This window comes from Streptomyces sp. NPDC056527, assembly GCF_042794475.1.
Lineage (GTDB): Bacteria > Actinomycetota > Actinomycetes > Streptomycetales > Streptomycetaceae > Streptomyces.
In genome coordinates, this window is the sequence record NZ_JBHTTQ010000072.1 from 25,148 (window position 1) to 39,399 (window position 14,252).

Here is a 14,252-nt window from a genome sequence, read left to right on the forward strand (position 1 = left end):
GTAGACTGCCGTAGTTGCTCGGCGAGGGAGGCCGTACCGGTGAGGTGCGGCGGTCCGTTATCGACGCGCTCTTCGTAGCAGGCCAGTCGTGGCCGGGTAGCCACACTGTTCTGTTTCTGCTTACGAGGAGTGCATATGTCCGAGGTGAAGATCTCCGCCGAGGTTCGTTCCGAGTTCGGCAAGGGTGCGGCCCGTTCCATCCGTCGCGAGAACAAGGTTCCCGCCGTCGTCTACGGCCACGGCACCGAGCCGGTCCACGTGACGCTTCCGGGCCACGAGCTGCTGCTCGCCCTGCGTACCCCGAACGTCCTGCTGTCCCTGGACATCGACGGCAAGAACGAGCTGGCGATCCCGAAGGCCGTCCAGCGTGACGCCATCAAGGGCTACCTGGTCCACGTCGACCTGCTCCTCGTCAAGCGTGGCGAGAAGGTCACGGTCGAGATCCCGGTCCAGGCCGAGGGCGAGCTCGCCGCCGGTGGCAACCTGCTGGAGCACGTGCTGAACACGCTCTCCGTCGAGGCCGAGGCCACCCACATCCCCGAGGCCCTCACGGTCTCCGTCGAGGGCCTGGAGGCCGGCGCCTCCATCCTCGCCAAGGACATCTCGCTCCCGAACGGCGTGCTGCTGTCCACCGACGCCGACGCCGTCGTGCTGCAGGTCCTGGCCGCGCAGGCCGAGGAGCCGGCCGCCGAGGCCGAGGGTGAGGCCGCCGAGGCCGAGGGCGCCGAGGCCTGAGCCGTAGGCTCTGCTTGACGCGGACGGGGTGGTGGGCTGCGGCCCGCCACCCCGTTCCCCTGTTCCCCGCCCAGTAGTACGCAGACGAGGAGACGTCCCACGATGACGGACGACGCGAACGCCCCCTGGCTGATCGTCGGTCTCGGCAACCCGGGCCCCGAATACGCCGCGAACCGCCACAATGTGGGCTTCATGGTCGTGGATCTGCTCGCGGACCGCATCGGCGGGAAGTTCAAGCGGGCGCAGAAGGCGCAGGCGCAGGTGGTCGAGGGCCGCATGGGTCCTCCCGGGCCCGCGAACCGCCGCGTGATCCTCGCGAAGCCGATGTCGTACATGAACCTCTCGGGCGGCCCGGTGACGGCGCTGCGCGATTTCTACAAGGTGCCGACGGCGCACGTCGTGGCGGTCCATGACGAGTTGGACATCGACTACGGGGTGCTGCGACTGAAGATCGGTGGCGGCGACAACGGCCACAACGGTCTGAAGTCGATGACGAAGGCGATGAGCGCCGAGTACCACCGGGTGCGGTTCGGCATCGGCCGTCCGCCCGGTCGGATGCAGGTCGCGGACTTCGTCCTGAAGGACTTCTCGTCGACGGAGCGCAAGGAGCTCGACTACTTCGTGGACCGGGCGGCGGACTCCGTCGAGTGCCTGGTGGCGGAGGGTCTGGAGCGCGCGCAGTCCGCGTACAACTCCTGATCGACGCGCCGGATCAGTACGACTGTACGATCGCGGGTCATGACGCACGCCCGTAACGCCGCCATGGCCCTGGTCGCCCTGCTGCTCCTCGTCGCGGGGGCGTGGTCGTCCTGGGGTTCGGCGCAGCACATCCTGCTCTCCAAGGGCCGCGAGCACGGCACGTTGACGGTGACCGGCTGCAACGATGAGACGTGCAGCGGCCGTTATGTCCCGGACGGTCCGCCTTCGCCGCACGCCACGCTGACGATCGACCGCTCGGTGGCGGCCGAGAAGGGCCAGACGGTGCCGGTGGTGGTGAAGCCGGGTACGACGGAGGCCGTGCGGACGGGCTGGGGCGGCGGCCTGCATGCCTGGCTGCCGTTGGGCGGGGCGCTGCTGCTCGCGGCGCCGCTCGTCGGGGGCGGGTTGCGGCTGACGCGGACGGCGTGGTCGCTGGCGGCGGCGGGTGGACTGCTGCTGGTTGGGACGTTCTTCGCGTTGTGACCCATAACGGGAGGGGCTGGCGGGATTGTTATCAAGCCATGGGTTAAGGATGGCTTAAAGAGACGGCTAGGCTGCCCTCGCCGCCCCCCACGGCTTCCCTCTCATCTCCCAGATGGACGACTGCACATGCGACGATCCCTCATTCCCGCAGGCGCGCTGGTCGCGGCCGTAGCGGGCTCGCTGATCCTTGCCCCGGCGGCCTCGGCCTCGGGCAAGCCCAAGGGCGACAACGGCACGGTGAAGATCCACGACTCGAAGACCGGCGAGGAGCTCCGTAAGAACGAGCCCAAGGTCTGCTCCTTCTACATCGACGCCTTCGGCTTCGACGCCGGCCAGAAGGTGAACTGGCACATCGAGGCGTGGGCGAACAACGAGCAGGACAAGGGCACCACGGTCAAGACCGGCCTGATCACGCTCGACGCCGACGGTCACGAGCGCACGGTGGACATGACCCTCCCGAACGGCCAGTACAAGCTGTTCTGGAACTTCGAGGGCGAGAACGGCCGTGCGAAGCACAAGGTCTTCAAGACCGACTGCCCGCCCGGCGAGACCCCCGGCACCGAGACCCCCGGTACGGAGACTCCGGGCACGGAGACCCCCGGCACCGAGACGCCGGGCACCGAGACCCCCGGTACGGAGACCCCCGGCACCGAGACCCCCGGCGCCTCCGAGTCCCCCTCCGCCACCACCCCGGGTGAGCCGGGCGACACCACCGGCGGCACCGGTGGCGACCTGGCCGAGACCGGTTCCAGCGCCCCCGTCGGCATCATCGCCGCCGCTGCCGTCGCCCTCGCGGGCGCCGGTGCGTTCATGGTGACGCGTCGCCGCAGGGGCCAGCAGCACTGATCCCCGTACACGAAGTGCCCCCGCCGGAAGGGATTCCGGCGGGGGCACTGTCGTACGCGCGGTCAGGTCAGCCGGTGTTGCGCAGACCCGCCGCGACACCGTTCACCGTGAGCAGCAACGCACGGGCGAGCAGCGGGTCCTGCTCCTCGCCGCGCTCGGCCGCGGCGCGCTGGCGGGCCAGCAGGGCGACCTGGAGGTAGGAGATCGGGTCCAGGTAGGCGTCGCGGATGGCGAAGGTCTGCTGGAGCACCGGGTTGGAGTCGAGCAGCTTCTGTCCGCCCGTCACCTTCAGGACCTCGGCGACGGTGAGCGCGTGCTCCGCCTCGATGGTGGCGAAGACGTGCTTCAGCTCGTCCGGCACCAGCGTGTCGACGTAGTGGCGGGAGATCCGCAGGTCCGTCTTGGCCAGCGTCATCTCGACGTTGGCGAGGAAGTTGCGGAAGAAGTGCCACCGCTCGTACATCTCGCCGAGGACCGCGTCGAGGCCGGCCTCGCGCAGCGCCTTGAGGCCGGAGCCGACGCCGTACCAGCCGGGGACGATCTGCCGGGACTGCGTCCAGCCGAACACCCACGGGATGGCCCGCAGTCCGTCGAGGCCCGCGCCGGAGTCGGGGCGGCGGGAGGGCCGGGAGCCGAGGTGAAGGTCGGCGAGCTGATCGACGGGGGTGGCCGCGAAGAAGTACGACGGCAGGTCCGGGTCCTCGACGAGCTTGCGGTACGCGGTGTGGGCGGCGTCGGAGACGGTGTCCATGGCCGCGTCCCAGCGCGCGAGGGCCTCGTCGGACTGGCGCGGCGCGGTGTGCAGGGCGGAGGCCTGCAGCGTGGCGGCCACGGTCAGTTCGAGGTTCTCCCGGGCCAGGGACGGGATGAGGTACTTGTCGGAGATGACCTCGCCCTGCTCGGTCACCTTGATCTCGCCCTCCAGGGTGCCCCAGGGCTGGGCGAGGATCGCGTCGTGCGAGGGGCCGCCGCCGCGGCCGACGGTGCCGCCACGGCCGTGGAAGAGCCGGAGCCGTACGCCGTAGCGGTGGGCGACGTCGCGCAGTCGGCGCTGGGCGCGGTGGATCTCCCACTGCGAGGTGGTGATACCGCCGAACTTGGAGGAGTCGGAGTAGCCGAGCATGACCTCCTGCACGTCGCCGCGGAGCGAGACGAGGCGGCGGTAGGAGGGGTCGGCGAGCATCGCGTCGAGGATGACGTCGGCGGCCTTGAGCTCGTCGGTGGTCTCCAGGAGCGGCACGATGCCGATCTTGGCCCAGCCGGCGTGCAGGTCGAGCAGTCCGGCCTCGCGGGCGAGGACGGTGGCGGCGAAGACGTCGTCGGCGCCCTGGCACATCGAGATGATGTACGACTCGATGACCTCGGGGCCGAAGCGCTCGAAGGCCTCCTTGACGGTCCCGAAGACGCCCAGGGTCTTCTCGCCGGCGGCGTCCAGGGGGGCGGGCGTCGGCGCGAGCGGGCGGCGGGAGCGCAGCTCCTTGGCGAGGAGCTTCTGCCGGTAGTCGCGCGGCATGTCTGCGTACCGCCAGGACTCCTCGCCGAGCCGGTCGAAGAGCTGGCCGAGGGCGTGGTGGTGGGCGTCGGCGTGCTCGCGGACGTCCATGGTGGCGAGCTGGAGGCCGAAGGCGGACAGGGTGCGGATGGTGCGGTCCATCCGGCCGTCGGCGAAGAGCGCGCCGCGGTGCTCGCGCAGCGAGGTCTGGATCAGGGCGAGGTCGTGGACCAGCTCGGAGGTGCCGAGGTAGTCGCGGCCCTCCTGGTGCTGCGTGCCCTTCGCGAGGCGCTCGCGGGTGTTGACGAGCTTCTGGCGGATGCAGGTGGCCTTGAGCCGGTACGGCTCCTCGGCGTTGAGCCGCTTGTAGCGGGGGCTGATCTCCGGGAGCTGCTCCAGGTCGCGCTGGAGGGAGGTGAGGAGTTCCTCGGTCGCTCCCGCGTAGCGGATGGAGTTGGAGAGGAAGCCGCGCAGCTCGTCGACGAGTTCGAGGGCGTCGGTGATGCCGTGCTCGTGCTGGAGGATCAGGACGTCCCAGGTCACCTGCGGGGTGACGTTGGGGTTGCCGTCGCGGTCGCCGCCGATCCAGGTGCCGAAGGTCAGCGGGCGGGTCCCGGCCGGCAGCTCGATGCCGACGCGCTCCAGCTCGGCGGCGAGGTCCTCCAGGACGTCGCCGACGGCGCCTGCGTGCAGCTCGTCGAGGTAGTAGATGGCGTTGCGGGCCTCGTCGGCGGGCTCGGGGCGGACGACCCGGAGCTCGTCGGTCTGCCAGATGAGGTCGATGTTCTCGGCGAGCCGCAGGTCGTGGCGGCGCCGGTCGGCCTCGATGACCGGGGTCTCAAGGAGCGCTGCGATCCGGCGCAGCTTGTTGAGGACCGAGCGGCGGGCGGCCTCGGTGGGGTGCGCGGTGAAGACGGGCCGTACGTTGAGGTTCCGTACGGTGTCGCGGACGTGCTGCGGGTCGCCGTCCTTGAGCATGTCGGCGGTGCGGGCGAGCAGTCCGCCCTCGGCGGCGCGCTTCTCGCGCATCTCGCGGCCGCGGTGGACCTGCTCGGTGACGTTCGCCAGATGGAAGTACGTGGAGAAGGCGCGCACCAGCTTGGTGGCGGTCTCCAGGTCGGTCTCGCCGAGCAGCTCGGCGGCCGCCTCGGTGTTCTCGCGGGTGAGGCTGCGGACCTTCTCGACGAGGTCGAGAAGGTCGTGTCCCTCCTGCCGGACGAGGGTCTCGCCCAGCAGATCGCCCAGTCGGCGGATGTCGGAACGCAGCTCGGCGCTGGCGGTGGGGGTCTGGTCGGCACTGCTCACAGGTGCGGCTCCTTGCAGTGTTTGAGCACGTCTGGAGGGGTACTGGAGGCTTGCGGACCGCGCTGTCCGACGCACACAGGATAGGTGTCCATTCCCTGGACACCTCGCTAGGGCGTGTTCCGCGGACCCGGCCCTGATCCGCCGCACACGTCCTGGCCCCTCTTGCGCCCTCTTGCCGCGCGCCACCGCGCTGCCATACTTACGTCGCCGTAGGTTACGGAGGCGTAGCCACGCCCTCTTTTCGTCCCGTTCCGCTCACTTTCATCCCTCATCCCTTCATCCCCAGGGGACACCCATGACCGCAAGTACCGAGATGCTCGAAACCGAACAGGCCCTGCCCTCCGCCACGCTCGGCGGGGACAAAAAGCGATCGATCGAGCAGATCACGCTGCTGCTGTTCATCACGGTGCCCTTCATCGCCCTGGTCGCGGCCGTGCCGCTGGCCTGGAGCTGGGGCGGCGTGTCCTGGCTCGATCTGGCCCTGCTGGTGACGATGTACTACATCGGCTGCCACGGCATCACGATCGGTTTCCACCGCTACTTCACCCATGGCTCCTTCAAGGCCAAGCGGCCGCTGCGGATCGCGCTCGCGATCATGGGCTCGCTGGCGGTGGAGGGTCCGCTGGTGCGCTGGGTGGCGGACCACCGCAAGCACCACAAGTTCTCCGACGCGGAGGGCGACCCGCACTCGCCGTGGCGTTTCGGCGAGACCGTGCCGGCCCTGATGAAGGGGCTGTGGTGGGCACACATCGGCTGGATGTTCGACGAGGAGCGCACGCCGCAGGCGAAGTACGCGCCCGATCTGATCAAGGACCCGGCGATCCGGCGGATCTCCCGTGACTTCATCTTCTGGACGGCGCTGTCCCTCGCGATCCCGCCGGTGGTCGGCGGTCTGGTGACGATGTCCTGGTGGGGCGCGTTCACCGCGTTCTTCTGGGGTTCGCTGGTGCGGGTCGCGCTGCTGCACCACGTGACGTGGTCGATCAACTCGATCTGTCACGCGGTCGGCAAGCGCCCCTTCAAGTCCCGGGACCGTTCGGGCAACGTGTGGTGGCTGGCGGTGCTGTCCTGCGGCGAGTCCTGGCACAACCTGCACCACGCGGACCCGACCTCGGCGCGGCACGGTGTGCTGCGGGGCCAGGTCGACTCCAGCGCGCGGCTGATCCGCTGGTTCGAGCAGCTGGGCTGGGCCTACGACGTGCGCTGGCCGAACGCCTCCCGGATCGAAGCCCGACGCCGGGGCGAGCCCGTCGACGCGGCATGATGGAGAACGTGGCGATCGACGGCGGTACCAGCAGCAGCGAGAACAAGCCTCGGCGTGGCCGACGGGTGAGGATGACGGGCGCGGAGCGCCGGGAACAGCTGCTGGACATCGGTCGGACGCTCTTCGCCGAGAAGGGGTTCGAGGGCACGTCGGTGGAGGAGATCGCGGCGAAGGCCGGGGTTTCCAAGCCGGTGGTGTACGAGCACTTCGGCGGCAAGGAGGGGCTGTACGCGGTCGTGGTCGACCGGGAGATGCGCCAGCTGCTCGACATGGTGACCGGGGCGCTGACCGCGGGCCATCCGCGCGAGCTTCTGGAGCAGGCGGCCTTCGCTCTCCTTGACTACATCGAGCGGTACACGGACGGTTTCCGGATCCTGGTCCGTGATTCGCCGGTGGCGCAGTCGACCGGCACGTTCGCCTCGCTGATCAGTGACATCGCCACGCAGGTCGAGGACATCCTGGGTCTGGAGTTCAAGGCCCGCGGTTTCGACCCGAAGCTGGCGCCGCTGTACGCGCAGGCGCTGGTGGGCAGCGTCGCGTTGACGGGTCAGTGGTGGCTGGACGTCCGCAAGCCGAAGAAGGCGGAGGTCGCGGCGCACCTGGTGAACCTGGCGTGGCACGGCCTGGACGGCCTGGAGCAGAAGCCGCGGTTGATAGGGCATCGCAAGAGCTGACGTATCGGTTCGGCGGTCACGGGCGCCCCGCACCTGGTCTCAGGTGCGGGGCGCCCGTGCGTAACCGGGCCGTGGTCGAGCTCGGCTTCGTCACCGCGGCTTCGTCGCGACGGCGAAGATGCGGCGGAAGGGGAAGACCGTGCCGTGCGGCCCCGGCGGGTACGCCTCGCGCAGCAGGTCGCGGTACTGGGCGAGGAAGGCGTCCGTCGCCTCCTGGTCGCCTTCGAGGGCGGTCAGTACGGGGCGCAGGGCGGTGCCCTTGACCCAGTCGAGGACCGGGTCCTCGCCCAGGAGGAGTTGTGAGTAGGTGGTCTCCCAGGTGTCGGTCTCGCAGCCGAGGTCGGCAAGACGGTTCAGATAGTCGGCCGCATCGAGGACATGGACGAAGCGGCGACCCTCTCCGTGGAGGCGGTCGCGCCATTGCGGGGCGTCGCAGAGTTCGCCGAGCAGGGCGTGGCTCGGCGAGGTGAAGTTGCCGGGGACCTGGAACGCGAGCGTTCCGCCCGGCTTGAGGCCGTCGATCCAGGGGGCGAAGGACTCGGGGTGGTTGGGGACCCACTGGAGGGCGGCGTTGGAGACGATCAGGTCGTAGGGCTCGTCGGGAGTCCAGTGGGCCGCGTCGGCGCGCCGGAAGTCCAGCCAGCCGCCGCCGGCCGTCGTGCCGGCCCAGTCCTTCTCGGCGCGTTCCAGCATGTCCGGTGAGAGGTCGAAGCCGGTGATGTGGGCGTCGGGCCAGCGGTCGGCGAGCAGGACGGTCACATTGCCGGGGCCGCAGCCGAGGTCGGCGATCCGGGCGGGACGGTCACCGGTGGGGAGGTGCGGTATTCGGGCGAGCAGGTCGAGGAAGGGTCGGGCGCGGTGGCCGGAGTGACGGAGGTACTGCTGCGGGTCCCATGTCGGTGCCGCGGACGCAGAGGATGGTGCGGAATGCATGTTCGAGCCCCCTTGCTGGAACGAGTTGCCGAAGCGGAACAGGGTTCCGGCCCGGTCCTTCCCCATAGTCCAGCCGAATATATCTTGACGTCAAGAGACTTTATGTCAACAGACCCTCTACACTGATCGACATGGAGGACGAGGTCGACCGGCTGGTCGCTGCATGGCGCCGCGAGCGCCCGGACCTCGACGTGGAACCGCTCGAGGTGCTGAGCCGCGTCTCACGGCTCGCCCGCCACCTCGACCGCGCCCGTCGGCTCGCTTTCTCCGAGCATCAGCTGGAGCCCTGGGAGTTCGACGTCCTCACGTCGCTGCGCCGCGCCGGCGCCCCGTACCAGCTCTCCCCCGGCCAGCTCCTCACCCAGACACTGGTCACCTCGGGCACCATGACCAACCGCATCGACCGGCTCACCAAGAAGGGCCTGGTCGAGCGGCTGCCCGACCCCAGCGACCGGCGCGGGGTCCTGGTCCGCCTCACCCCCGAGGGCCGCGACCGGGCCGACCAGGCGCTCGCCGGGCTGCTCGCCCAGGAGCGCGCCATCCTGGCCCAGCTCTCCCGTGCCCAGCGGGGCGAACTGGCGGGGCTGCTACGCCAGCTGACCGCCCCGTTCGACAACATCCCCGGCTAGCTCGGCGGGGCCGACTCCGGCCCGGCGCGCCAGGGCGACCGCGGCGAGCGTGGAGTGCACGCCCAGCTTTCCGAGCACGTTCTGCATGTGCGTACGGACCGTGTGCGGGGAGAGGAAGAGCCGCTCCGCCACGGCCTTGCGCCCCAGACCCGCCACCATGCAGCGCAGCACCTCCCGCTCGCGCGGGGTCAGCGACTCCACCAGCTGTTCGCTCTCGGTGCGGTGCTTCCGGGCCGCCGTCAGCTCCCGCAGGACGCCGGTGAGAAGGGCGGGCGGCAGATGCGTCTCGTCCCGCAGGACGCCGCGGATCACGGCCAGCAGGCGCTGCAGCGAGCAGTCCTTGGCGACCCATCCCGAGGCACCGGCCTGCAGCGCGAGGGCGGCCCGGTGGGCGTCGTCCTTCTCCGCGAGCACGACCGTGCGGACGGCCGGCTGGGCCGAACGGACCCCGGCGACCAGCGAGATGCCGTCGACGACGCCCTCTCCGTGATCCGGTACGGCCCGGGCCACCGCGACCGACGCCGTCGGCCCGACGGCCGCGCCGAGGTCGGCGTCGACCAGCATCACGTCGTACCGGCGCCCTTCGGCGGCCGCGCGGTCCAGACAGCGCAGGGCCGCGGGACCGCTGCCCGCGGCGGACACGTCGACGTCCGGCTCCGCCGCGAGGGCGGCCGCCAGCGACTCGGCGAAGATGCGGTGGTCGTCCACCACCAGAACCCGGATACGACCCACGGACACCCCCAAGTGTCGAGGAATGGACCGGCGCGGGTACGGCGCCGGGGACGGGGGTCCGTCGATCGCACGGCCGCCGCCGTGCAGTGACTGTTACCCCGTCCCGGGCGCCGTACCCGACTGGTCTCGCCCCCTGATCAGCACCGGCCCCCACCGGTGCTGTGCATCAGAGTACGGGCGGGGCGCCGCAGCGGAAGCCGATTCGCAGAAGTGGCCGAACACCTCGGTACAGCTGTGCCGCATGTGTCCGATCGCGACGGAAGTCGACAATTGAGAGGTGCTTTCCGGGCATTCAGATCCGTCGCGCGCCCTCCGAGGGCACCGCGGGGAAGATCCTCGGGGCGGTGAGCGCGGCCTCGGCGAACGCCTTCTCCACCGCCGCGGCCACGACGTCGGCCGCCTCTTCCTCCACCAGCACGATCGCCGAGCCGCCGAAGCCGCCGCCCGTCATCCGCGCCCCGAGCGCGCCGGCCGCGTTCGCCGCCTCGACCGTCAGGTCCAACTCGGGGCAGGAGACGCGCAGATCGTCCCGGAGCGAGGCATGGCCCTCCGTGAGGACCGGGCCGACCGCCCGCGCGTCCCCGGAGTCGAGGAGAGCGATGGTCCGCTCGACCCGGTGGTTGTCCGAAACGACGTGGCGGACATAGCGACGAACCGATTCGTCGCTCAAACGCGCGAGAGCATCGGGCAGTTGCACGTATGGAACTTCGCGCAGCGTGCGCACGCCGAGCGCCCGCGCGCCGGCCTCGCACCCGGCGCGCCGCTCCGCGTACGCGCCGTCCCCGAGCGCGTGCTTCACCCGGGTGTCCACGACGAGCAGCCGCAGCCCCCGCGGGGCGAGGTCGAAGGGCACCTGGCGGTACGAGAGGTCGCGGGTGTCCAGGAAGAGCACGTGGCCCTCGTCCGCGCAGGCGGACGCCATCTGGTCCATCACCCCGCACGGGACTCCGACGAAGGCGTTCTCCGCGCGCTGGGCGAGAACGGCCAGTTCGGGACGGGTCAGACCGAGCCCGAACAGGTCGTTCAGGGCGAGCGCGGTGACGACCTCCAGGGCGGCCGAGGACGACAGCCCCGCGCCGGTCGGGACGGTCGAGGCGAGATGGACGTCCGCCCCGGTGACCGGGTGGCCCGACTCGCGCAGCGCCCAGACGACTCCGGCCGGGTAGGCCGCCCAGCTCGTGCCGGACAGCGGTTCGAGGGCATCGACGGCGAGCTGGACGACCCCGCCCTCGACATCGGCGGAGTGCACGCGCAGCACCCCGTCGTCACGCCGGGACACGGCTGCCACGGCCCTGTGGGGCAGGGCCAGCGGCATCACGAAGCCCTCGTTGAAGTCGGTGTACTCACCGATCAGGTTGACCCGCCCGGGGGCGGCCCAGACGCCCTCCGGCGCCTTCCCGTACAGCGCTTCGAACTCGCCCGCCACGCTCATCCGCGTCCCCGCTCCCGCTCTCTCGCGAACGCCCACGCGTCGCGCACGATGTCCGCCAGGTCCGGGCGGGTCGGAATCCAGCCGAGCCGCTCGCGCGCGGCCTCCGCGGAGGCGACGAGCACGGCCGGGTCGCCGGCCCGGCGCGCGGCCGTCACCTCGGGGACCGGGTGCCCGGTCACCTCGCGGACGGTCTCGACGACCTCGCGCACGGAGAAGCCGCTGCCGTTGCCGAGGTTGCAGATCAGATGCTCGCCGGGCGTCATGGCGTCGAGCGCGAGCAGATGGGCCTCGGCGAGGTCCGCGACATGGATGTAGTCGCGGACGCAGGTGCCGTCGGGGGTCGGGTAGTCGTCGCCGTAGACGCTGATCGCCTCGCGCTTCCCGAGGGCGACCTCCAGGACCAGCGGGATCAGGTGCGACTCGGGGTCGTGACGCTCGCCGCAGGCGCCGTACGCGCCGGCCACGTTGAAGTAGCGCAGCGAGACCGCGGCGAGGCCGTGGGCGGCGCACTCGCCGCCGATCATGTGGTCCACGGCCAGCTTGGAGGCGCCGTAGGGGCTCGTCGGGGCGGTCGCCGCGGTCTCGGTGATCGGGACGGACTCCGGCTCGCCGTAGGTGGCGGCCGTGGAGGAGAAGACCAGCTTGCGCACGCCCGCCGCGCGCATGGCGGCCAGCAGGGCCATCGTCCCGCCGGCGTTGTTCTCCCAGTACTTCTCCGGCCTGGCGACCGACTCGCCGACCTGGGAGAAGGCGGCGAAGTGCAGCACGCCGTCGTACGAGCCGTCGAGCCACTTCCCGGCGTCCTGCACGCGGCCCTCGACGAACTCGGCGCCGGCCGGGACGCCTTCGGCGAAGCCGGTGGAGAGGTCGTCGAGGACGGTGACCTCGTGGCCCGCCTCCACCAGATGCCGGGCGACGGTACTTCCCACGTACCCCGCTCCGCCTGTCACCAGGTACTTGGATGTCACAGCCTTCATGTGGTCGCCACCTCTCGGAGTCGCTCGGCCGCCGCCTCCGGCGGCACGTCGTTCATGAACGCGCCCATGCCGGACTCGGTGCCCGCGAGGTACTTCAGTCTGCCGGGCGCCCGCCGGACGGTGAAAAGCTCCAGGTGCAGCCCGAACTCCTCCCGGTCCGCGCCGGTGAACGGCGCCTGGTGCCAGGCGGCGATGTACGGCGTGGGCGGCTCGTCCGGACCGAAGATCCGGTCGAAGCGCCTCAACAGTTCCAGATAGATCTGTGCGAAGTCTGTGCGCGCCGCCTCGTCGAGAGCCCGGAGATCGGGCACCCGGCGTGTCGGGTGGAGGTGGATCTCGTACGGCCAGTGCGCGGCGTACGGCACGAAGGCGATCCAGTGCTCGCTCTCCAGGACGACCCGGACGCCGTCGGCTCGCTCGCGGGCGACGAGGTCGTCGAAGAGGTTGCGTCCGGTGCGGGCCCGGTGCTCGACGGCGCTGCGCAGCTGGAGGGCGGTACGGGGGGTGGTGAACGGGAAGGCGTAGATCTGGCCGTGCGGGTGGCCGAGGGTGACGCCGATCTCGGCGCCCCGGTTCTCGAAGCAGTACACCTGCTCGACGCCGGGCCGCCCGGCGAGCTCGGCGGTCCGGTCGGTCCAGGCGTCGAGGACGAGCGCGGCCCGCTCCGAGGTGAGGTCGGCGAAGGACGCGTCGTGGTCGGAGGTGAAGCAGACGACCTCGCACCGCCCGGCGTCCCCGGCGAGGGAGGGGAAGCGGTTCTCGAAGACGGCGACCTCGTAGTCCGGGGCCGGGATCTCGCTCTGCCGCCCGTCCGCCGAGGGGCAGAGCGGGCACTCGTCGGCGGGCGGGTGATAGGTCCGCGCCTGCCGGTGCGAGGCGATGACGACGTTGTCCCCGAGGAGCGCGTCGTACCGGATCTCGGAGCGGGAGGAGACGGGGTCGAGGGGCCGCGCGTCGACGCCGTCGCGGACGGCGTCGCCCCGCGCGTCGTAGTAGATGAGCTCACGCCCGTCGGCGAGCGTGGTGACGGTCTTCTTCACAAGGCGTCCTCAGCGGGGAACTCAACAGAACCACGCACAAGGAACCACAACCAAACATCGACAGTCAACGCTCAGGGCGCTTTGTGCGCGTTGGTTCCTCGGGCGCGGCGCGCGGCCCCTAGGGGTGCTCCCTCCGAGCGCCCGGCACGGGCGCGTGGTCCAGAAGGCCCGTTCGCGCGGCGAGCGCCGCCGCCTCCAGACGGGAACCGACGCCCAGCTTCATCAGGACCCGCTGGACATGCGTCCGCGCCGTGCTCGGGGCGATGCCCATGCCCGCGGCGATCAGCCGGGTGTCCTCCCCCTCCGCCACCCGGACCAGGACCTCGACCTCCCGCGGCGTCAGCATTCCAAGGAGCCGCTGCCCCTCGTCGTCCGGCTGGACCGCCGGATTGAGCAGCTCGGCGAAGGCCCCCTGGAGGAGCTGCGGCGCCACCGCCGTCTCCCCCGACCGCGCCTTTATCAGCGCCCGCTCGACGCCCTCGATGCGCTCGTCGTGCCGTACGTACCCGGACGCGCCGGCCGCGAAGGCGGCCGCGATCCCGCGAGGCGACGGCACCGGGCCGAGCACGACCACGGCCACCTGTGGCCGCTCGCGCTTGATCCGCACGATCGGGTCGAAGACGCCCGGCTCGGCCGGGGCGGCCGTACCGAGCAGACACACCTCCGGTGCCCGGCTCACCACCAGCTCCGCGGCGCCCGCCACCGGGGCGGCCGCCGCGAGCACCCGGTGCCCGCGCAGTTTCAATGCCGAGGCCAGCGCCTCGGCGAGCAGTCTGTGGTCGTCGACCACCATGAGCCGCACGCCCATCGAGCAACCCCTTATCCCCCCCTGGTGCCGTCCCCCGGCCCCAGCACTCCGATGACCCGGCAAACTACACGCTCCTGGGGGCATACGTTCCCGAACTCCGACGGAATGCCACCCACGGGCCGAAATCGCCTTGCCCGGAGCCCTCCTGGCGGCACGTCAGTCCCGGGGAACACGGACGGCCCGGCGCATCGACATCGTCGACG

At 71.0% G+C, this 14,252-nt stretch carries 14 protein-coding genes; 7 read left to right on the forward strand and 7 right to left on the reverse strand.

What is annotated here, in order from left to right:
• Nucleotides 1–135: 135 nt before the first annotated feature.
• The 4 genes from ACFQ7Q_RS27230 to ACFQ7Q_RS27245 all read left to right on the forward strand — a co-directional run bounded on the left by ACFQ7Q_RS27230 (nt 136) and on the right by ACFQ7Q_RS27245 (nt 2,763).
• Complete coding sequence (locus ACFQ7Q_RS27230; RefSeq protein ID WP_383559597.1) at nt 136–735, forward strand: 50S ribosomal protein L25/general stress protein Ctc; 600 nt, start codon at nt 136–138, stop codon at nt 733–735.
• Nucleotides 736–837: 102 nt separating this feature from the next.
• Complete coding sequence (gene pth / locus ACFQ7Q_RS27235) at nt 838–1,434, forward strand: aminoacyl-tRNA hydrolase (protein ID WP_383559599.1); 597 nt, start codon at nt 838–840, stop codon at nt 1,432–1,434.
• Nucleotides 1,435–1,473: 39 nt separating this feature from the next.
• Nucleotides 1,474–1,917 (forward strand): hypothetical protein, encoded by a 444-nt coding sequence (locus tag ACFQ7Q_RS27240; protein WP_383559601.1) that lies wholly within the window; start codon nt 1,474–1,476, stop codon nt 1,915–1,917.
• Nucleotides 1,918–2,043: 126 nt separating this feature from the next.
• Nucleotides 2,044–2,763: an LPXTG cell wall anchor domain-containing protein gene (locus ACFQ7Q_RS27245; RefSeq protein ID WP_383559604.1), complete on the forward strand. Its 720-nt coding sequence runs from the start codon at nt 2,044–2,046 to the stop codon at nt 2,761–2,763.
• A 67-nt stretch (nt 2,764–2,830) separates the two neighbouring features.
• Here the strand turns inward: ACFQ7Q_RS27245 and ppc are convergent, their stop codons facing one another.
• Nucleotides 2,831–5,560 carry a phosphoenolpyruvate carboxylase gene (ppc, locus tag ACFQ7Q_RS27250; RefSeq protein ID WP_383559606.1) on the reverse strand — a complete coding sequence of 910 codons (2,730 nt, stop codon included), beginning with the start codon at nt 5,558–5,560 and terminating at the stop codon, nt 2,831–2,833.
• 295 nt (nt 5,561–5,855) lie between these two features.
• On the opposite strand from ppc, the gene ACFQ7Q_RS27255 reads away from it, so the two are divergent.
• The gene (locus ACFQ7Q_RS27255) at nt 5,856–6,824 is read left to right on the forward strand and encodes an acyl-CoA desaturase (RefSeq protein WP_383559608.1); all 969 of its coding nucleotides are present in this window, start codon (nt 5,856–5,858) and stop codon (nt 6,822–6,824) included.
• Nucleotides 6,824–7,498, forward strand: a complete 675-nt coding sequence (locus ACFQ7Q_RS27260) for a TetR/AcrR family transcriptional regulator (RefSeq protein ID WP_383559622.1) — start codon at nt 6,824–6,826, stop codon at nt 7,496–7,498. Before ACFQ7Q_RS27255 ends, ACFQ7Q_RS27260 begins: the two co-directional genes overlap by 1 nt.
• Before the next feature lie 90 nt (nt 7,499–7,588).
• On the opposite strand, the gene ACFQ7Q_RS27265 is transcribed toward ACFQ7Q_RS27260, so the two are convergent.
• Nucleotides 7,589–8,431: a trans-aconitate 2-methyltransferase gene (locus ACFQ7Q_RS27265; RefSeq protein WP_383559610.1), complete on the reverse strand. Its 843-nt coding sequence runs from the start codon at nt 8,429–8,431 to the stop codon at nt 7,589–7,591.
• Nucleotides 8,432–8,562: 131 nt separating this feature from the next.
• Here ACFQ7Q_RS27265 and ACFQ7Q_RS27270 point away from each other — a divergent pair, with 131 nt between their 5' ends.
• Nucleotides 8,563–9,060 carry a MarR family transcriptional regulator gene (locus tag ACFQ7Q_RS27270; RefSeq protein ID WP_361853527.1) on the forward strand — a complete coding sequence of 166 codons (498 nt, stop codon included), beginning with the start codon at nt 8,563–8,565 and terminating at the stop codon, nt 9,058–9,060.
• Here the strand turns inward: ACFQ7Q_RS27270 and ACFQ7Q_RS27275 are convergent.
• From ACFQ7Q_RS27275 to ACFQ7Q_RS27295, 5 genes are all read right to left on the reverse strand, one after another.
• Nucleotides 9,019–9,792, reverse strand: coding sequence for a LuxR C-terminal-related transcriptional regulator (locus ACFQ7Q_RS27275; RefSeq protein WP_383559612.1), 774 nt, complete (start codon nt 9,790–9,792; stop codon nt 9,019–9,021). The genes ACFQ7Q_RS27270 and ACFQ7Q_RS27275 overlap by 42 nt on opposite strands.
• 292 nt (nt 9,793–10,084) lie before the next feature.
• A complete protein-coding gene (galK, locus tag ACFQ7Q_RS27280) occupies nt 10,085–11,224 on the reverse strand; it encodes a galactokinase (protein ID WP_383559614.1) in 1,140 nt (379 codons plus the stop codon).
• A complete protein-coding gene (gene galE / locus ACFQ7Q_RS27285; RefSeq protein WP_383559615.1) occupies nt 11,221–12,201 on the reverse strand; it encodes a UDP-glucose 4-epimerase GalE in 981 nt (326 codons plus the stop codon). The genes galK and galE overlap by 4 nt, the downstream gene beginning before the upstream one ends.
• Nucleotides 12,198–13,241 (reverse strand): galactose-1-phosphate uridylyltransferase, encoded by a 1,044-nt coding sequence (galT, locus tag ACFQ7Q_RS27290; protein WP_383559616.1) that lies wholly within the window; start codon nt 13,239–13,241, stop codon nt 12,198–12,200. Before galT ends, galE begins: the two co-directional genes overlap by 4 nt.
• A gap of 118 nt (nt 13,242–13,359) precedes the next feature.
• The gene (locus ACFQ7Q_RS27295) at nt 13,360–14,049 is read right to left on the reverse strand and encodes a LuxR C-terminal-related transcriptional regulator (protein WP_383559618.1); all 690 of its coding nucleotides are present in this window, start codon (nt 14,047–14,049) and stop codon (nt 13,360–13,362) included.
• Between the last annotated feature and the right edge of the window lie 203 nt (nt 14,050–14,252).